19 protein-coding genes are annotated in these 18,046 nt (G+C 32.5%); 8 read left to right on the top strand and 11 right to left on the bottom strand.

What is annotated here, in order from left to right; genetic code table 11:
- Positions 1-12 precede the first annotated feature (12 nt).
- From ACHRV0_RS08130 to ACHRV0_RS08105, 6 genes are all read right to left on the bottom strand, one after another.
- Positions 13-1,386: a CsgG/HfaB family protein gene (locus tag ACHRV0_RS08130; protein WP_129024136.1), complete on the bottom strand. Its 1,374-nt coding sequence runs from the start codon at positions 1,384-1,386 to the stop codon at positions 13-15.
- Between the two features lie 66 nt (positions 1,387-1,452).
- Complete coding sequence (locus tag ACHRV0_RS08125) at positions 1,453-1,920, bottom strand: curli assembly protein CsgF (RefSeq protein ID WP_129024137.1); 468 nt, start codon at positions 1,918-1,920, stop codon at positions 1,453-1,455.
- Between the two features lie 64 nt (positions 1,921-1,984).
- Positions 1,985-2,719: a curli production assembly/transport protein CsgE gene (locus ACHRV0_RS08120; protein WP_241687409.1), complete on the bottom strand. Its 735-nt coding sequence runs from the start codon at positions 2,717-2,719 to the stop codon at positions 1,985-1,987.
- A 4-nt stretch (positions 2,720-2,723) separates the two neighbouring features.
- Entirely contained in the window at positions 2,724-3,200 is a 477-nt protein-coding gene (locus tag ACHRV0_RS08115) for a hypothetical protein (protein ID WP_395440464.1), read from the bottom strand.
- Between the two features lie 84 nt (positions 3,201-3,284).
- The gene (locus ACHRV0_RS08110) at positions 3,285-3,908 is read right to left on the bottom strand and encodes a hypothetical protein (RefSeq protein WP_129024139.1); all 624 of its coding nucleotides are present in this window, start codon (positions 3,906-3,908) and stop codon (positions 3,285-3,287) included.
- 395 nt (positions 3,909-4,303) lie between these two features.
- The gene (locus tag ACHRV0_RS08105; protein ID WP_395440463.1) at positions 4,304-6,493 is read right to left on the bottom strand and encodes a glutamine synthetase III; all 2,190 of its coding nucleotides are present in this window, start codon (positions 6,491-6,493) and stop codon (positions 4,304-4,306) included.
- A 426-nt stretch (positions 6,494-6,919) separates the two neighbouring features.
- Here ACHRV0_RS08105 and ACHRV0_RS08100 point away from each other — a divergent pair, with 426 nt between their 5' ends.
- Positions 6,920-7,936, top strand: coding sequence for a glutamine synthetase beta-grasp domain-containing protein (locus ACHRV0_RS08100; RefSeq protein WP_089055173.1), 1,017 nt, complete (start codon positions 6,920-6,922; stop codon positions 7,934-7,936).
- Between the two features lie 225 nt (positions 7,937-8,161).
- Entirely contained in the window at positions 8,162-9,130 is a 969-nt protein-coding gene (locus tag ACHRV0_RS08095; protein ID WP_129053600.1) for a TerC family protein, read from the top strand.
- Between the two features lie 79 nt (positions 9,131-9,209).
- Here the strand turns inward: ACHRV0_RS08095 and ACHRV0_RS08090 are convergent, their stop codons facing one another.
- The 3 genes from ACHRV0_RS08090 to ACHRV0_RS08080 form a co-directional block, all read right to left on the bottom strand.
- A complete protein-coding gene (locus tag ACHRV0_RS08090) occupies positions 9,210-9,728 on the bottom strand; it encodes a hypothetical protein (RefSeq protein WP_395440462.1) in 519 nt (172 codons plus the stop codon).
- An 84-nt stretch (positions 9,729-9,812) separates the two neighbouring features.
- The gene (locus ACHRV0_RS08085) at positions 9,813-10,682 is read right to left on the bottom strand and encodes an alpha/beta hydrolase (RefSeq protein ID WP_395440461.1); all 870 of its coding nucleotides are present in this window, start codon (positions 10,680-10,682) and stop codon (positions 9,813-9,815) included.
- A 333-nt stretch (positions 10,683-11,015) separates the two neighbouring features.
- Positions 11,016-11,888 (bottom strand): AraC family transcriptional regulator, encoded by an 873-nt coding sequence (locus ACHRV0_RS08080; protein WP_089056518.1) that lies wholly within the window; start codon positions 11,886-11,888, stop codon positions 11,016-11,018.
- A 438-nt stretch (positions 11,889-12,326) separates the two neighbouring features.
- Here ACHRV0_RS08080 and ACHRV0_RS08075 point away from each other — a divergent pair, with 438 nt between their 5' ends.
- The 4 genes from ACHRV0_RS08075 (at position 12,327) to ACHRV0_RS08060 (ending at position 15,207) form a co-directional block, all read left to right on the top strand.
- Positions 12,327-12,731, top strand: a complete 405-nt coding sequence (locus ACHRV0_RS08075; RefSeq protein WP_089055177.1) for a T9SS type A sorting domain-containing protein — start codon at positions 12,327-12,329, stop codon at positions 12,729-12,731.
- A gap of 409 nt (positions 12,732-13,140) precedes the next feature.
- Positions 13,141-13,506, top strand: a complete 366-nt coding sequence (locus ACHRV0_RS08070; protein WP_089056516.1) for a T9SS type A sorting domain-containing protein — start codon at positions 13,141-13,143, stop codon at positions 13,504-13,506.
- Between the two features lie 534 nt (positions 13,507-14,040).
- The gene (locus ACHRV0_RS08065; protein WP_089055179.1) at positions 14,041-14,448 is read left to right on the top strand and encodes a T9SS type A sorting domain-containing protein; all 408 of its coding nucleotides are present in this window, start codon (positions 14,041-14,043) and stop codon (positions 14,446-14,448) included.
- Between the two features lie 372 nt (positions 14,449-14,820).
- A complete protein-coding gene (locus ACHRV0_RS08060; RefSeq protein ID WP_395440460.1) occupies positions 14,821-15,207 on the top strand; it encodes a secretion protein in 387 nt (128 codons plus the stop codon).
- Between the two features lie 53 nt (positions 15,208-15,260).
- Here ACHRV0_RS08060 and ACHRV0_RS08055 read toward each other — a convergent pair whose 3' ends face one another.
- Positions 15,261-15,716, bottom strand: a complete 456-nt coding sequence (locus ACHRV0_RS08055) for a type ISP restriction/modification enzyme (RefSeq protein WP_395440459.1) — start codon at positions 15,714-15,716, stop codon at positions 15,261-15,263.
- Between the two features lie 243 nt (positions 15,717-15,959).
- Between ACHRV0_RS08055 and ACHRV0_RS08050 the strand changes: the two genes are divergently transcribed.
- Positions 15,960-16,346: a flagellar motor protein MotB gene (locus ACHRV0_RS08050; RefSeq protein ID WP_395440458.1), complete on the top strand. Its 387-nt coding sequence runs from the start codon at positions 15,960-15,962 to the stop codon at positions 16,344-16,346.
- A 490-nt stretch (positions 16,347-16,836) separates the two neighbouring features.
- On the opposite strand, the gene ACHRV0_RS08045 is transcribed toward ACHRV0_RS08050, so the two are convergent.
- Positions 16,837-17,250 (bottom strand): helix-turn-helix domain-containing protein, encoded by a 414-nt coding sequence (locus ACHRV0_RS08045; protein WP_395440457.1) that lies wholly within the window; start codon positions 17,248-17,250, stop codon positions 16,837-16,839.
- A gap of 205 nt (positions 17,251-17,455) precedes the next feature.
- On the opposite strand from ACHRV0_RS08045, the gene ACHRV0_RS08040 reads away from it, so the two are divergent.
- Positions 17,456-17,767 (top strand): hypothetical protein, encoded by a 312-nt coding sequence (locus ACHRV0_RS08040; protein WP_395440456.1) that lies wholly within the window; start codon positions 17,456-17,458, stop codon positions 17,765-17,767.
- The last annotated feature ends 279 nt before the right edge of the window (positions 17,768-18,046 follow it).

Raw genomic sequence — 18,046 nt, 5'->3', positions numbered from 1 at the left:
CACGAGGTTTTATTATTTCTTCTTGTACTTATAACTTTTTGGGAAATAATAGGTCAATCCTAAACCAAACCGCCAGTAGTAATCATCTCGAACGCCGCTGACTAAGTAATCTACATTATCACTAAAGGGAACATTAAACTCGCCAAAGGCTTTTATTCCCAGATAATTTGTTGCGAGATATTCGACTCCGCCGCCAAACTGAACTTTACTGGCTATGTTTTCGTATTTTTTATTGAACTCAACCCCGGTTCCAGCAAAAATATAAGGGGTAAATACATCACGAGGTAAGATTAAACATTCTAAATTGAGGTCTAAGGAAACATATCCTGCATCGAGTTTATTTTTGTTTGCCAGCCAAAATGCATTTGACGATGCACTTAAAGCAAATGTTGGTGTAAAGAAAAATTTTGCGGCACCTCTAATCAGTGGTTTTGGAACTGGATTTGCATAATCACCCTGCATTAAGGCAACTCCTCCCGAAGCTTCCAAGCCAAAACGGGCTCTTCTTTCACTCAAATTTCTATTGTATAATTGTGCCAAATCGGCTTCGCTTTTTTCCTTATCATATTCAGCGACAAAAGCATCAATTTTATTCTGAGGAGCATTTACTTCCCATAGTTTATCTTTAATTCCGTCTACAATAAGACCTTCAACGGCTTTTTCGATTGCTTCTGTTACTGCTAATTGAATAGGTTCGTTTCGAGTAAAACCGGTTTCTACTTCTAAAAGTCGGTTTAGATTTACATATCTAAATAAACTCGCATCTACACTTTGAGACAAGATAGTTTTAGAAACATAAACCGTATTTAAGATTTTTCCGTTAGAAGTTGAAACTAACCTTAAGTATACTGTTACACGATCTTGTCTGTAACGAGTGGAACCACCCGCACCAAAGTATCTTGCACCAAAACCACCTGTAATAATATTAGTATCATAAGAAATAATTCCACCCTCAAGTAAAACGCCTGCAAATAAAAGCGGTGTTAAAACGGCTTCATTAGCTTCTGTTTTTGAGGCATATTCCTGACGTGTCGAACGGATAATATTTCGTTCATTTAAAAGGTTACCCAGATTTTCACGCTCTATAGGAATAAACCACTTAGAGTCTTCCAGCGCTTTAATTAAAATTGAAGTTGCACCTTGAGTAACCGCAGTGCTAAAAGTACTTCCTAACTCAGTAGCTTTATACTGCCCGGTCTGATCTTTAAATTTGTAAACCCCAACAACAATTTGTTCTTTAGGTTTAGGCATATCGACTAATGCGGTAGTTGCAGGAGTATTTTCTCCAAATACTGCCTTTTGAACTCCTACTGGCTGGTTAAAATAAGCTCCACATCCTGAGAATAGGCAAGTTATTAAAAGTATAAAAAGGGGACTTTTATTCATAATAAGTTATTTACAGTAAAACATGAACCTAATTGACGTATAAGAAAAAAAACAAGGAACCAGAATTTATCGAGCTGGTATAATTACTTGTGTTTGTTCGCCTGTATCGATATCTAAAATATCTACTACCATTCCTAAATTAGAATTATAAATATCTACAGACAATGTTCCAAAGACATATGTTCCTGGTTTTAGTCCGCCGCCAGTTCCTGTTCCAGTACCTGTGCCTGTCCCCGTTCCTGTTCCGGAACCTGTTGCTGATCCAAATTGATCATCGAATAACGAATTTGAAATCCTATTTAACAGCTGATTATTCAAAGTACTTTTAAAACGTTCCAAATCAGTCTGTGGTTTATATCCTGTAGTTGGATCTTCTTTAAAATCATTTTGTGCTTGGGCAGAACTAAGCAGCCATTGATAATTAAAAGTATCACCACCGCTAAAAGCAGGATTAATAGGCTTATAAGCAAGATCCTGCGCATTTGAGACTGCGCTAAAACCTGCTAGACAAACTAGTAAAGCTAAAGTTTTCATATTGATAAATTTTATTTCCTACATTAAAAACACAACTCTTCTTGACACAAAACGTTCCTCAATTTTAGTATTGAGTTATAATTTTGCTTTGTTTTTCAAGATCCTTAAAATATTTAAATGCTTTAGAAGCAGCTGTATCAGCCATATATTTTAAGAAATCTTCATCTGGACGTGAAATAAATTCTTCTATTATTTCGCCATCCACTAAAATCGTAATCTTTGTTGTACGCCCAAAAGTCAATTCCTCTTGAACTGTTACGATTTTACTGGTATTGATCTTTAATTTCGAATATTGCGAATAGAAATAATCGTAAAAGTCATTTCCCAGTTTTGTTTTAGTGTCATTAGCAACAATTCCAATCATTTCGATTCCGTCTTGTGGAATAGCTTTACCGGAATCTGATTCATTTTTCTCTCCAAAAACAACTCTATCTTTGCCTATAATGGCATTATTTTCATCATAAATTAATAACAGTATTATGATCTCATCCTCTTTTGTAAAATTGACCTGTGTTTTTGATAACTCAACTTTTTGAATGGGCTCTAATGTGACTCTGCCGTCTTGTCCGTTATTTGATTTATTTGAACCTGATTTGCTTTTTTTGAATACTGTCAACTTATACGAGATATTCTTGAACTCAGATTTTAAATTCTCTACGGTTCCAGTAATAGCAAGAAGATTTTCAATTTCTTTTACTTCTATCTTAGCTTTTACTTCTTTATAAACTACCTGCGAGAATCCTGATTCAGAAAAAAAAAGGGCAAAAAAAACAATTCCTATGTTCCAATACTTTTTCATAATTCTAACGATTGAATATAAATATTGTTCCTGAATTTCCAGATTGATTAATAATCAAATCTTTAGATATAGAATTTGAACCTGAATTAAAAACCGTTAAATTACTGCCGTTCTGATTTATTGACATTGAAGCGACTCCTCTTGTGTACAAGGAATAATCGCTTATATAATTATTGTTGCCTGTCTGCGTGTAGGATTGATTGATTTCGTCAGCTTTTTTGTAAACATTCATATAATTGGTATTGCCTGTTTGCTGAGCGGTTACATTTGCATTATTACTGATGATGGTTAAATTGGCTTGATTGTAATTTCCAATTTGTGAAACCGTTACAATATTTCTGCTTTTAATGTATTGATTTATTTGATTTTGATTGCGATTGTTCATTTCATTTAAAACGTAATCACTTCTATTCCCATCAATTGATTGAGAGAATAAAATTCCTGTAATGAATAGGAAAATATAAGTGGCAAAACGTTTCATAATTGTGGTATTGTGGTAAAAAAGAATTCTAAGAAAAAAAAGGAAGAACTTAATAAATCAAATTCTTCCTTTTCTTGGTTCTATTTAGTTAGATTGGATTACTATACTTCCGTTTAGGAATCCAGTTTGAGTAACTGTACTAATATGGTCGTTTCCAAATTGAGCAGTTGCTGCAAAGTTTCCAATTCCATATTGTTCAATGCTAGAGTAGTTATCCCATCCTAATTGCAATGTAGCGGCATTGTTGAAGAAACCTACTTGAGTAGTTGCTGCAGTGTTGTCATCTCCAAATTGCAATGTTGTTGAATTATTGAATGCTCCAAATTGAGTAGTGTAAGCATCATTAAAATTACCTACTTGCAATACATCAGAATTATTGTAAGCTCCGATTTGAGTAGTAACTGCTAAGTTTCCAACCCAGATTCCTTGTGCGATAGTTGAACTGTTGTCATCTCCAATTTGAGTAACTACAGCAACGTTTCCTGCTCCTAATTGCGCAACACTAGACTCATTATCATCTCCGTATTGTCCAACAATTGCAACGTTTGCAATACCTATTTGATCAACATCTGAATTGTTTGATGATCCCACTTGGATTACCAATGCACCATTTAACAAACCTAACTGATCTACATCACTCACATTACCTTGAGCGAACGCTACACCTGCAAATAGCATCGCGGAGATGCTTAAAATTACTTTTTTCATAATAAATATATTTAATTGGTTATTAATACAAATTATTATGTAGGTATATGCAATTTGGGGAGAAAATCTGGGGGATTTTAACCATCATTTGAGAATAGTTTTTTCTGCTAATTCTCTCATTTTCATATTCAAAATTAGAAAACTTCTCGATAATCAAAACAGGTATAAATACGTATTTTACAAGATCTTAATCTGTTTTCGATGAAATGCGAAACTATAACGACGAACTGCTGTATTTCAATTTTACCTTAATAAGAAAAAAGTTACTTTTTACATTTTCCTTACATTTATGCCAAAACAAAAGATATATTTCAAACCTGAAACAGTTATATTAACATAATCACAAAAAAAGCCTGTCTTTTTACAGACAGGCTTTAACTTAATGTTAATGAAAGTTATTTAGTAAACAACAATTCTCTGTATTTGGTTAATGTCCAGCTTTCATCATCAACCAAAAGCTCCAGTTTATCACAATGGTTACGAATGTCTTCGAAATAAGGTTTTACCTTATTACAATAAGCTTCTGCCATTTTTTGTGCATCAGTTAATTGATTTGCTTTCTTTCTTTCGTTTGTCATTGCCAATACTTTAGAATTGATTCCTTCTATATGACCTGAAATTTCTTTTATTAAAATAATTTGCTCTTTTGCAATCGTTTCAAATTCTTTTCCAAAGATCTCTTTTAAACCTTTTACATTCTCAATCAAAGTATTTTGATAGCGTATTGCAGTAGGAATAACATGATTTCTAGCGATATCACCTAAAACTCTTCCTTCAATCTGAATTTTCTTAGTGTATTCTTCTAATTCTATTTCGTAACGCGCTTCAGCTTCAACATGATTAAAGATGCCTAGTTCAGAAAATAAGTCCAAAGCTTGCTTAGAAACTTTAGCTTTAATAGCCTCTGGAGTGGTTTTAAAATTACTTAAACCTCTTTTTCCTGCTTCTTTTTCCCAAGCTTCGCTATAACCGTCGCCTTCAAAAAGTATTTTTTTAGACTGTTTGATGTATTCTCTTAAAACGTTAAAAATAGCATCATCTTTTTTCATGTCTTTTGACTCAATCAAATTCTCCACTTCCTTTTTAAAGTCAAACAACTGTTTTGCTACAATAGCATTTAAGGTTGTCATGGCATTAGAACAGTTAGAATTTGAACCTACAGCTCTAAACTCCCATTTATTTCCTGTAAATGCAAAAGGCGAAGTTCTGTTTCTGTCTGTATTATCTAATAATACGTCTGGAATTTTACCAACTACATTTAATTTAAGATCTGTTTTTTCTTCTGGAGATAATTTTCCAGTTGTTACACTTTCTAATTCAGACAATACTTTTGTTAACTGTGCTCCAATAAATACAGACATAATTGCCGGCGGCGCTTCGTTTGCTCCTAACCTATGATCGTTACTTGCTGTAGCTATAGAAGCACGAAGCAAAGTTTCGTTATCATTAACTGCTTTGATGGTATTAATAAAGAAGGTTAAAAACTGTAAATTGCTCATTGGCGTTTTACTCGGACTTAATAAATTAACTCCTGTATCTGTCGCCAGCGACCAGTTATTGTGTTTTCCCGAACCGTTTACTCCTTTAAAAGGCTTTTCGTGAAATAAAACTTTAAAATCATGACGTTCTGCAACCTTCTGCATTACATCCATTAATAAAGAGTTATGATCTACAGCAAGATTGGTTTCCTCAAAAATAGGTGCAAGCTCAAACTGATTTGGCGCAACCTCATTATGACGCGTTTTTACAGGAATTCCTAAAAGCATACATTCCTGCTCTAAATCTCTCATATAAGTAAGTGCACGAGTTGGAATAGATCCAAAATAATGATCGTCTAACTGCTGTCCTTTTGCCGAAGTATGTCCTAATAAAGTTCTTCCAGTCATCATTAAATCAGGACGAGAATTTGCCAAAGCTTTATCAATCAAGAAATACTCTTGCTCCCAACCTAAAGTTGCTGTTACTTTTTTTACGTTTTTATCAAAATATTTACACACTTCTGTAGCTGCTTCATCAATTGCAGACAATGCTCTTAATAAAGGTATCTTATTATCTAAAGCTTCTCCTGTATAAGCAATAAATACAGTAGGAATACATAAAGTTGTTCCATATATAAAAGCTGGCGAAGTTGGATCCCAAGCTGTATAACCTCTTGCTTCGAAAGTATTTCTGATTCCGCCGTTTGGAAAACTTGAAGCATCTGGTTCTTGTTGTACCAATTGTGCACCTCCAAATTTTTCTACAGGATCACTGCCATCATACGAAGTTTCAAAAAAAGCATCATGTTTTTCAGCAGTTGTTCCTGTAAGAGGTTGAAACCAATGTGTATAATGTGTAACACCTTTTGCCAACGCCCACTCTTTCATTCCCATGGCAATATAATCTGCCAGTTTTCTTTCGATTTTAGTTCCATGCTGAATAGCATCTCTTACTCCTTTTAAAGCATCTGAAGTTAAATATTGCTTCATGGCTTTTTCATTAAACACATTTGAACCAAAAAGATTTGATTTTCTACCAATCTCTTCAAAATGTACCGGCTTTCTTGTAGAAGCTTCTTGCAAAGCTTGGAAACGTAATGTTGACATGTATATAATTTTAAAAATTCGTACTAATTTTCATTGAAAAATGATCGACAAATATAAACAATAAAATCCCCTGTTTTAAACATAAATTTAAGAATTTTGAACAACGATTTCTCAACAGAAGACACTTTTTTCAAAGAATAATGAATCTCTCGCAAAGAATTATAACAAAAAACAACAGTATTGCTCAATAAATAAACATTTTTTCATAATTCCTTAACCTTAAAATTCAAAAAGAGCCCCAAATTATTACGAATTTATTTTTTTATGGTGTTAAAAATTGCTTTTTTAAAAATATACCCCTCTCAAAATTGCGCTTCTCAAAAAAATTATAGTCCGATAAACAAAATAGCCCCCTAATTTTTAGGACTAAAAAAATAAATCTATATTTGACCCAGCGAAAAAACAAAAAAACAAAATTATATTATTATGGCTAAAATTAAGTTAGAGTACATTTGGTTAGATGGATACGAGCCAACTCAAAATCTTAGAAGTAAAACTAAAGTTGAAGAGCATGAAAATTTCAAAGGAACATTAGAAGAACTTGGAAATTGGTCATTTGATGGTTCGTCAACAAGACAAGCTGAAGGTGGATCTTCTGACTGTTTATTAGTTCCTGTTGCAATTTACCCAGATCCAACTCGTATTAACGGATATTTAGTAATGTGTGAAGTTATGTTTGCTGACGGAACTCCACATCCTTCTAACGGAAGAGCTACGATTGATGATGATAATGATGATTTCTGGTTTGGTTTCGAACAAGAATATTTCATCATGGATACTAAAACTTTATTGCCATTAGGTTTCCCTGTTGGAGGTTATCCTGCTCCACAAGGTATGTACTACTGCTCTGTAGGTGGAAAAAACACTCACGGAAGAAAATTAGTAGAAGAACATGCTGATTTATGTATCGCTGCCGGAATTAACTTTGAAGGTATTAACCAAGAGGTTGCTTGCGGACAATGGGAATTCCAATTATTCGCTAAAGGTGCTAAAAAAGCTGGAGACGAAATTTGGGTTGCTCGTTACTTATTAGATCGTTTGACTGAAAAATATGGTTACTATATTGAATACCACCCAAAACCACTTGGAGATACAGACTGGAATGGTTCAGGTATGCATGCTAACTTCTCTAACGAAGTATTAAGATCATGTGGAGACCAAGCTACTTACGAAAGAATTTGTGAGGCTTTCCGTCCTGTTACTGCTGAGCATATCGCGGTTTACGGTGCTTACAATGACCAACGTTTAACTGGTAAACACGAAACTGCTTCTATTCACGATTTCTCTTATGGAGTTTCAGACAGAGGATGTTCTATCAGAATTCCTTTAATGACTGTTCAAAAAGGATGGAAAGGATGGTTGGAAGACAGAAGACCAGCTTCAAATGGAGATCCATACAAAATTGCTGCTAGAATTATCAAAACTGTTAACTCAGCGCTATAATTCAAAGCTTATATTATATTATAAAAAGTGCCTTCATAATTGTTGGCACTTTTTTATTTACCAACAAATGAACTTGTTTGTCAGTTCGAGCGGAGTCGAGAACCCGTACAGCATTTCGACTTCGCTCAATGTGACAAAACCATAAATTTGAAAGTAACTTTTCAATAATTAATTTTCAAGTTAAACTTCAAAACTTATCTTTGTACATCATTTAAAAAATTCATCATGATAGTCTGGACTTTCTTTTTGTTAGCCGTAATTTTTATTCTTGCTTTAGATTTAGGTGTATTCAATAAAACACCCCATATCATCAGCACCAAAGAAGCCAGCAAATGGACCTTAATTTGGGTTACTTTATCTTTTCTTTTTTCAGGAGTTATTTATTGGCTGTACACTACAGACTATATCGAAAACCCTGATAATTTAAAACCAGCTGTAGCCGCAATGAAATTCATTACCGGTTACCTAATCGAGTTATCCTTAAGTGTAGATAACATTTTTGTAATTGCTATTATTTTTGCTTCATTCAAAATTCCGCAAAAATACCAGCACCGCGTATTATTCTGGGGAATTTTGGGTGCGATTGTTTTCCGTGGTCTAATGATTTTCTTCGGAGTAATGTTGATCAATAAATTTACTTGGACGACTTATTTATTTGGAGCTTTCTTATTATTTACAGCGATAAAAATGTTGTTCTCTGGCGAAGACGAAGATTTTCAGCCAAAAGATTCTTTTGTTTACAAAGCATTAGGAAAAATCATTCCGATTACCTCTCATATGGAAGGCGAAAAGTTTTTCATTTCGACAAAAACTGCCAAAAGAGCTGCAACACCATTGTTTGTTGCTTTGATTGTAATTGAAGTAATGGATGTTTTATTTGCTGTTGACAGTGTCCCTGCCATTCTAGCCATTACATCTGATCCATTTTTAGTATTTAGTTCTAATATTTTTGCCATTCTTGGACTGCGTTCTATGTACTTTTTCTTAGCCAATATGCTGGCGAAATTCAGTTATTTAGAATACAGCTTAGTTGCTATTTTAGCCTTTGTGGGATTAAAAATGTTACTGCACGATTTCATCCACGTACCAGAATGGGCTTCTTTAGGATTTATTGCACTTTCGCTTTTAGTTGGAATTATGGTTTCACTTAAATTTGGTAAAGAAAAAGAACTTACTGATAACAGCGAAGAATAATACTTTTCGAAACATATAGACATAAAAAAAAAGGAAATCTTGCGATTTCCTTTTTTTTTATGTATTATCAAACTATTTATTAATTTAACTTTTTAACATTACTATCATCAATGTTATACTTTTCAATAACAGCATTGTAATCTAAATTATCAGCCTTTACTTTTTTCGCATTAACTCCATCGTTACCAATAATAATTACTACTCTAAAAGTTTTTCCTAATCTAAAACTACTTGGCAACTGTGAGTAATCACTTAAACTACCTTTAATAAAAATTTTAAATTGATTATAACTAAAAGTATAATTATACTGAGCACTCTCTAGACCATTATTAAAATAATAAACTTGAGGCAACAATGCCCAAGTATCCACTCCACTTGTACTGACCAATTCATAAACTAAAATATTGTCACCTGAAAGCATAACAGGGTTTAGTGGATAAGTGACAGAATAACCGTTAGCTGCTGTAAAATCTGGTCCAACTTCAAAAACTTCTGCTTCATGTGGAGGTCCTTCTGGTCCCGGAGGCCCTTCTGGTCCTTCACAACTTGTAAAAGCGATTAATCCAACAACCGCAAAAAGGGTAAGTATCTTTTTCATAATTTTTATTTTTTAGATTTATAAAGGTATTCCAAAAACCAAACCAAAAAAAGCTTTTAGTTGGCTTTGAAACGAGATTTTCATTTATTTTTTTGCAACAACCTGATTTTTAAGCAGTATTTTATTAAAAAATAACACATGATACGGCAGCGAATTTTCCCAATATTCCCAAGTATGTGCTCCCGGACGCTCTGTATAATCGTGTTCTATTTTATCGTAAACCATTCTGCGATGCAATTCTCTATTCGGTTCAATTAAAAAATCATCAACACCGCAATCAATTATTAACGGCAGTTTATTGTCTTTTATTTTATCCAGCATTCCCATAACGGCGTGTTGTACATATAATGCCGAATTATCGCTTTTGTCTCCAAAAACGGGCTGCATCAATTTTACCACTTGTGCCGAAGATTCGCGATTAAGCATTGTACCCATATCTACTGCTCCGCTCATACTGCCCGCAGCACAAAACAAATCAGGATGTTTGGCTGACAAGTACAAAGCCCCGTGTCCGCCCATTGAAAGTCCCGTTATTACTCTTCCGTTTCTATTACTGATCGTTTTATAGGTTTTATCGACTTTCTGAATTACTTCCTGTGTAATAAACGTTTCAAACTGACTTCCTGGATTTACAGGGCTGTCTAGATAAAAACTAAACGTTTCGCCCTCTGGCATTACAATAATTATATTGTATTGATCTGATAAATTTTGAACTAATTTTTTATTTGGGGTATTTTTTAACCAATCACCAAAATGTCCGTAAGCGCCGTGCAGTAAATACATTACTGGAAAAGCCGATTTACTTTTAGCATACGAATTGGGTAAAACCACAGCTGCTTTGTACGTTTTACTCATCGCTGTACTGGCAATTTGCAGCGTGTCTACTTTTGCCGCGTACGACATTGACGAAACACACAAGAAAACGGCAAATACCCAAATTTTAAAGTTTTTCATTTTTATCATTTTTCGATTAAGGAATGTAAATATACCTTTTTTCAAAATAATTATATGAAAAATCCGACCAGTTTTCACTAATCGGATTTATTTTCTTTTGCCACAGATTGCACAGATTTAATAGATTATTTTCTCTTAAAGCTGGTTTGCCACTAATTACACAAATTTCCACGAATTTATTTTTTTGTGTGACTTATATAAAGATTCTAAAAATCAATATAATCCTTTAATCAGTGGCAAAAAGTGTTACGCATTCTCCACAAACTAATTCGTGAAAATTCGTGTAATTGCTTCGCCTATTCGCTATCGCTCGGGTCGTGGCAGTATAAAAAACTAACTAATTATAATTTTATGCTCGTGGCGGTATTGTGAAGCACTTTTGCCTGTATATTGTTTAAATGATTTACTAAAGTGACTGAAATTATTAAAACCGCTTTCGTAGCAGACTTCGTTTATACTAATTGCTTTTTCAGCCAATAATTTTGAAGCATGAACCAAACGATATTCATTCACAAACTCTGTAAATGTTTTATTTGAAATCTTTTTGAAATAACGACAGAATGAAGGCGTAGTCATACTCACCAAATTCGAAACCTCATCGATAGCAATCGATTCTTGAAAATGATCTTTTACATAATTAAAAATCACATTCATACGATCACTGTCTTGCGTTTGAAGCTCTAGCGAAAAACCATCAGCATTTAAAATGGTGTATTCTTCAGAAGATTCAAGTTCATCCAAAACACTCAAAAGTGTCAGCAAACGTTCAAACGGAAGCTGATGTTCCATCATTTCTATTTTCTTTCCAATTTGTTTTTTAGTCTCACCGCCAAAAGCAATTCCGCCTTTAGACTGACTTAAAATATTTTGGATTTTCTTCATCTCTGGAACTACAAAAAAGTCATTTCCTAAAAATTCAGGTTTAATATGAATGACCGTTTCGTTTGTATTTCCCGTATTTTCATTTGTAAAACCGCAATGCGGTAAATTAGAGCCTATCAGAATCAAACTGCCATTTGTGTAATAAGAAACGTGGCTTCCTATTTGTCTTTTTCCTGCCCCGCCGTTTATATAAACCAACTCAATTTCTGGATGATAATGCCATAAATGAGCTTTGCTATTGGTCTTTTCGGCGTGTTTAGTATAGGTAAAAGAACTTCCGTATGAGCTAGTTATCACTTCAAGAGCTGGGGCAATTGTCTTCATGATAAAATCTTTAAAAAATAATAGCAAATTTAACAAAATCACCTAAAATAATTCAAATTTTAACCTATAACGGTTTCGTAACTGAGAATTTTGCACAAAAATACAATTCAAAAACAGGAGAAAATCGTCGTTTTTTTCATAACTGATATTTTTCTGAATGTTTTTTTTCCAAAATCGTATTTAATCAAACGTTTTTATAGTCATCTGGTATTTTTTGTAAGAATACAGGAGTTTATAAAAAATATTAACAATCTTAAATCATTAAAAAATAACAACTGAATTAACAAAAACACCTACAATAATTCAAATTTTAACCTATATCGGTTTCGTAAATGAGAATACAGCATATAAATTGGAAAATAGAGTAAATAAAAAACAGGAATCACTGAAGTAATTTTACATCAGAAAATTAGTGATAACAATTTAAAACGAAATACTATGAAAGCGATTTTAAAATTAAGTTTAGTATGTGCAGTACTTTTATCAGGATTCAGTACTTATGCAATTGATGGAAATGAAGACTTTAATCTTCATGTATTGAAAAACGGAAAAATGATCACTTTTGGTCTTAACCAAGTTCAAAAAGCAAAATTAGCAATATACGATAAAGAAGGAAATTTGTTCTACTCTGAAAATGCCGCAGGTAAAGATGGAATTTTAAGAACTTTTGATTTACAAGATTTTCCAAACGGAACTTACTTTTTAGAAGTTGAAGACAATTCTAAAAAAGTGAGATATGAAATTATCGTAAACGATGATTTTACAACATTATCATCAAAAGCAATTTCGGCAGTATACAAATCAGATTCTTCTGCAAAAAATACAAGCGTAGCAATACGCTAAAAAAGTTTATACTCTCATACAGTATAAAAATGAGGTTAGATAGTTAGTAAAGTTAAAAAACGTAAGTTTTAGAAACAGCTCTTTGTGGTTATTGAGCTGTTTTTTTTGTCCTTATATTGAACTAAGATTTTAACTGGTAAGATTTAACCTTAAAATATCCAAAGAGTTTTATGAAGATCATTTTTCTAAGAAACTTCGGTAAATCAACCCTATCTTATTTTTAAACAAAACATTAAACAATAACAAGTTAATTAACCAAAACGTAACAAATAACGCAAAATTTAACCTATAACGGTTTCGTAAATGAGAATATAGCACATATATTGGAAAATAGAGTAAATAGAAAACAGCAATCTAGAGCCTAATTTTACATTCAGAAATTGGAGATAAATAATTAAAACTAAATAGTATGAAAAAGATTTTAAAATTGAGTTTAGTATGTGCAATACTTTTATCAGGAATAAGTTCATATGCAATTGACGGAGGTAACGCTTTCAATTTGCACGTATTAAAAGCTAATGGAAAAGTAATCACTTTTGCTTTAAATCAAACTCAAAAAGCAAGCCTTAGTATATACGACAAAAACGGAAGTTTAATTTATTCTGAAAATGCTTCTGGTAAAGAAGGAATTCTAAGAACTTTTAGCTTAGAAGAATTTCCTGCTGGTACTTATTTCTTAGAAATTGAAGACAGCGTTAAAAAAGCAAGACATGAAATTACAATAACAAACGAAAGTTCGCTTTTATCTTCAAAAGCTCTTTTGACTGCTTATTAAACAAAAAATAAGCGCCGCAATGCGCTGTAAAAATTTATACTTTGTTTGAAGTATAAGGTTAGATAGTTAGTAAAGTTAAAAAACGTGATTGTTTTAAAACAGCTCTTTGTGGTTATTGAGCTGTTTTTTTTGTGCTTTATTGAAATGAGATTTTAACCGCAAAGCACGCAAGGATTTTTAATATGCTAAATTTATAAAAACGCAAAGTTCGCAAAGTATTGTGTTGAAATTGCTTTACGAACTTTGTGTTTTCTGAATGTAATACGAATTAAAACTCATTGCGTGCTTTGCGGTTAAATCTACATAATACATGTAAATAAATTCTTAATTCAACGTAAATTCAAAATCAAGAAAATCATTGAAAAATAACAACCAAATTAACAAAAAAAGTAAATAATATTCATATTTTAACCTATAACGGTTTCGTAAATGAGAATACAGCATCGAAATTGGAAAATAGAGTTGTTAAAATACACGCACTTCTGTAGTAATTTTACATCAGAGAATTAAACTAATAATTTAAAACTAAGTATTATGAAAAAGATTTTAAAATTGAGTTTAGTATGTGCAGTACTTTTTACTGGAATGAGTACGTATGCAATCGATGGAAATGAAGACTTTAATCTTCATGTAATAAAAGCTAACGGAAAGCTTATAACATTTGCTCTTAATAAAGTGCAAAAAGCAAATCTGGCAATTTACGACAAAGACGGATCTCTAATTTATTCTGAAAATGCTTCAGGTAAAGATGGAATTTTAAGAACTTTTAATCTTGAAGAATTTCCAGAAGGAACTTACTTCTTAGAAGTTGAGGATAATGTAAAAAAAGTAACGCATCAAATCACCATTACAGATGATGCAACTGTATTATCAAAAAAAGCGGTTTCATCAGTTTACAAAGCAGGTTTTTCTGCAAAAAATACAAGCGTAGCAGTACGCTAAAAAAGTTATACTTCTCATAAAGTATAAATCAAGGTTAGATAGTTAGTAAAGTTAAAAAACGTAAGTTTTAAAAACAGCTCTTTGTGGTTATTGAGCTGTTTTTTTTTGTTTTAAACTCAAGCAGATTTCATTGTTTATTATTTTTTGAAAAACTATTCTTAATAAATGTATAACACTGGTTTTTATGTCATTAAAAAAATGATGTAAAAAAACATCCAAAACACCAGTAATTACGTATATAGTGTAAACAAAATACAAAAATAGTTTTAAATCAGCATTTTACACCATTAAAAAAGAGCTTTTTTTGCATAAAATTAAATTTGTATTTGTAGTTTTGCGCGTTCCACATTAGTAATAAACATTAAAAAAAACATGACAAGATTTACCAAAACAGGGTTAGTTGCGGCCTTTTTTTTAGCAACTGTATTTTCTTATGCCATTGATGGAAAAGGAGATTATATTTTGAACATTAAAACCGGAGAAGGAAAAGTAGTAAGTTTTACTTTAGACGCTGTTCAAAAATCATCATTTTCTATCTACGACGAAAATCACAATTTACTTTATGCTGGAGAATCTGCAGCAAACAAATTAGAGGTTTCAAAAACAATAAGTCTTGAAGGTTTTCCAGCCGGAACTTATGTTCTTGAAGTTAAAGCAAATGATAAGGTTGCAAAACATGAAATTAAAGTTGCTTCTAAAAAAGTAAAAACCGTAAAGTTAGACGAATCAGTAAATGAAAGTCCATCTTTTCGCCGCTAATTTTTTGCCCTAAAAATTAGAAAGCATCAGCCATAGCTGATGCTTTTTTTTATTTATTCCCTTTCTTGATTTCGCAAAGTACTCCCAATTTGAATCAGTTTCCAAAACACGTTAGAATCCATAGGAAGAGGGATTTTCTGAATATCATTCTCTAAATCCTTATTATATAGTGACGAATGCAAAACAGCATAACATAAATCTAATAAATCAAATGCGGTAAAACTTTGTTTATACTCTAAACGCAGTTCTTCGCTGTTTGCAAAACACACATTTCCCGTTTCTTTTTTATCAAGAAACAATAAACCGTATCGATTTGTAATACTCTTTAGCAATTCAGAATTTAATTCTGATCTTTCCTGAAAAAGACTATTAAGCGTAAAATAAATTGCTTTTTCATCTAATGAAATTTTTAAAACAAGCCTTTCTAAGTCAACTTTCAGAAGATCTTTTTCCTTGCTTTCATCAACACGAAAATTAATTATTTTATCTAAATATTGTCGAACTGTCATAATATTCTTAACTTTATAACTCTAAAGTTATAATTTATCCTTTGCATAAATGAAATATTTATTCTGATAAATCGTTTTTCATTATAAGAAATTTTCTATTTAATATGTTAATTCGTTTCTAACAGCCGTAAAAAATCGATAAAACTAAAAATAATACCGTCTAAATACACGTTATATAGTTGATTTAGATATATTTGCAAAAATAAAAAATAATAACCAAACCATTCATTTAAACCAATATTCATGAAAGAAAAACTAGCTGTATTAGTGCTGTTGACTGTTTTTTCACTTCGTGTTTCTGCTCAAAATGAAAAGCCTTTCATAACAGACAAGATAAGCGACAAGTATGCTTATGTTGACGTGATTAAAACTTACGAACGTATTGCGGCAAAAGGATACAAATCTGTCGACTTGTTTCAAAAACTAGGAAATTCCTCTTACTCAAACTACAAACTAGATAAAGCTGCTGCGTGGTACGGTGAACTTTTCGCTATAACATCAGATTTAGAACCTGTTTACTATTATCGCTACGCAGAATCTTTGCGCTTTATTTGCCAAAATGAAAAAGCCGATGCTGTTATCGAAAAACTAAATCGTAAACCCAAAGTTACTACCAGAAAAAAGGTTTAAAAGAAACTGATATAAATAAAACCTCTCAGAAATGAGAGGTTTTATGTTTTATTCCGCACCAGCACACAATATTGTCATTTCGACCAAAGGGAGACTCGAGCGTCAGCGAACTGGCGAAGCAAATCACACTCGGGAATCGACAAAGCAAATCGCCAATCTTTGTAGAAATACGAGTGTGATTTCTCTCCCGAAGCCTCGGGATCGAAATGACAAAATAATGCGATTTTCTTTTTTGTTGTTTCAAAATGGTCTAAACATAGCCCGTGGTTTCAACCACGGGAACGTAATATTGTCTTGCTCGTATTGTGTACCCGTGGTTGAAACCACGGGCTATATTTGACAAAAGGATTTTGTCTGTCATTTCGATCCCGAGGCTTCGGGATCGAAATGACAAACTAGAGAGATAAACTTTAGATTTATGAGCTAAACCTTATTGAACGTAACAAAAAACCTCTCATTTCTGAGAGGTTTTTTATTATTCAAAAGTTTGCTATTTCTGATTTAGTAATTTTTCTAAATATTCGATTTTATCTTGTTCCGCTTTCAACAAACGTTCATAAAGCTTTTTATTTTCTTCTACTGTTTCCATTAATTTATCTAATGGATTGAAAGTGCAATGATTATTACTTCCAAAATGACTATTATGCACCGCTTCATGAAAACTATTAAAATAATTTATTGCAGCTTCGTCCGAAAAATTCTTAATAGCTTCAACCGTTACACCAAGCGCTTTTGCAACCTCAACAAGTTTTTCGTCATCAATGGTTTCGCTATTTTCCATAGCCGAAATCGCCTGTTGATTTGTTCCTAAAGCTTGCGCCAAAGCTTCCTGCTTCATATCTCGAAGTTCACGTATACGGCTTATTTTTCGCCCTATATGATTTGGTTTTGTTAGTGTGCTCATAATTCAAAGATAATAATAAAGTATCAAAATCGGCAAAATGTAAAAAACAGATTTTACGCCGTGCAATACAGCAAAAAATGATTTCGTACAGCAAAATCTATTTCTTCCTTCGCCGAACCAATACAAAAGTACAATTTTTCTTGTAATAAATTTTACAAAAGCCAAATTGTAACGTAATTATCAAACAAAACTAAATACAAGCCTTATGGAAACAAATGAAACTGAAATTGTAAAAAACCTAAAAAGATTAACAACCCTTCATTTCCGCACTCTAAAACCCGCCAATGATGAATCTAAAACTTATACAGCTCAAATTGAAGTTTTAAATTATCTAGAATTAGGCTGCGTAATTACCGATATGCTACAATTATGCATCCTAGCACTCGATCACGATATGCAAAATGTTCCCGAAAAGAAAAACCAATCTATAAATGTGAGCCTTATTTTAGAAACTGTTTTACAGATGTTTCCTTTAAGTGAAATGGAGTTTTTGAGTTTTGTTGGAGAGGCTGTTTGAGAATGATTTTCTTTTTTTGCAGATACAAAGATGAAAGCTCTAATCTTAAAAAATCTCGCAAAGACACAAAGTCGCAAAGTTTTTACGCAATCTTGTCATTTCGACATAAGGAGAAATCTCCACAAGTAGCTCCGCAACAGTACGTGCTCAGCGTGCGAAGATTTCTCCTTACGTCGAAATGACAAAATAATGCGATTTTCTTTTTTGCTATTCCAAAACGTTATAAACATAGCCCGTGGTTTCAACCACGGGAACGTAATATTGTCTTGCTCGTATTGT

It is taken from the genome of Flavobacterium sp. FlaQc-30, from assembly GCF_044005885.1.
In the GTDB taxonomy this organism is placed as follows: Bacteria; Bacteroidota; Bacteroidia; order Flavobacteriales; family Flavobacteriaceae; genus Flavobacterium.
This window is presented reverse-complemented; position numbering and strand designations above follow the sequence as displayed.

What these genes read in the sequence shown, in the direction of transcription:
- ACHRV0_RS08110 (WP_129024139.1), bottom strand. Translation starts at nt 3,908, where the DNA reads ATGAAAAAAGTAATTTTAAGCATCTCCGCGATGCTATTTGCAGGTGTA.
- ACHRV0_RS08100 (WP_089055173.1), top strand. Translation starts at nt 6,920, where the DNA reads ATGGCTAAAATTAAGTTAGAGTACATTTGGTTAGATGGATACGAGCCA.
- ACHRV0_RS08115 (WP_395440464.1), bottom strand. Translation starts at nt 3,200, where the DNA reads ATGAAACGTTTTGCCACTTATATTTTCCTATTCATTACAGGAATTTTA.
- ACHRV0_RS08105 (WP_395440463.1), bottom strand. Translation starts at nt 6,493, where the DNA reads ATGTCAACATTACGTTTCCAAGCTTTGCAAGAAGCTTCTACAAGAAAG.
- ACHRV0_RS08050 (WP_395440458.1), top strand. Translation starts at nt 15,960, where the DNA reads ATGAAAGAAAAACTAGCTGTATTAGTGCTGTTGACTGTTTTTTCACTT.
- ACHRV0_RS08045 (WP_395440457.1), bottom strand. Translation starts at nt 17,250, where the DNA reads ATGAGCACACTAACAAAACCAAATCATATAGGGCGAAAAATAAGCCGT.
- ACHRV0_RS08080 (WP_089056518.1), bottom strand. Translation starts at nt 11,888, where the DNA reads ATGAAGACAATTGCCCCAGCTCTTGAAGTGATAACTAGCTCATACGGA.
- ACHRV0_RS08055 (WP_395440459.1), bottom strand. Translation starts at nt 15,716, where the DNA reads ATGACAGTTCGACAATATTTAGATAAAATAATTAATTTTCGTGTTGAT.
- ACHRV0_RS08125 (WP_129024137.1), bottom strand. Translation starts at nt 1,920, where the DNA reads ATGAAAACTTTAGCTTTACTAGTTTGTCTAGCAGGTTTTAGCGCAGTC.
- ACHRV0_RS08075 (WP_089055177.1), top strand. Translation starts at nt 12,327, where the DNA reads ATGAAAGCGATTTTAAAATTAAGTTTAGTATGTGCAGTACTTTTATCA.
- ACHRV0_RS08070 (WP_089056516.1), top strand. Translation starts at nt 13,141, where the DNA reads ATGAAAAAGATTTTAAAATTGAGTTTAGTATGTGCAATACTTTTATCA.
- ACHRV0_RS08120 (WP_241687409.1), bottom strand. Translation starts at nt 2,719, where the DNA reads ATGAAAAAGTATTGGAACATAGGAATTGTTTTTTTTGCCCTTTTTTTT.
- ACHRV0_RS08090 (WP_395440462.1), bottom strand. Translation starts at nt 9,728, where the DNA reads ATGAAAAAGATACTTACCCTTTTTGCGGTTGTTGGATTAATCGCTTTT.
- ACHRV0_RS08040 (WP_395440456.1), top strand. Translation starts at nt 17,456, where the DNA reads ATGGAAACAAATGAAACTGAAATTGTAAAAAACCTAAAAAGATTAACA.
- ACHRV0_RS08095 (WP_129053600.1), top strand. Translation starts at nt 8,162, where the DNA reads ATGATAGTCTGGACTTTCTTTTTGTTAGCCGTAATTTTTATTCTTGCT.
- ACHRV0_RS08060 (WP_395440460.1), top strand. Translation starts at nt 14,821, where the DNA reads ATGACAAGATTTACCAAAACAGGGTTAGTTGCGGCCTTTTTTTTAGCA.
- ACHRV0_RS08065 (WP_089055179.1), top strand. Translation starts at nt 14,041, where the DNA reads ATGAAAAAGATTTTAAAATTGAGTTTAGTATGTGCAGTACTTTTTACT.
- ACHRV0_RS08130 (WP_129024136.1), bottom strand. Translation starts at nt 1,386, where the DNA reads ATGAATAAAAGTCCCCTTTTTATACTTTTAATAACTTGCCTATTCTCA.
- ACHRV0_RS08085 (WP_395440461.1), bottom strand. Translation starts at nt 10,682, where the DNA reads ATGAAAAACTTTAAAATTTGGGTATTTGCCGTTTTCTTGTGTGTTTCG.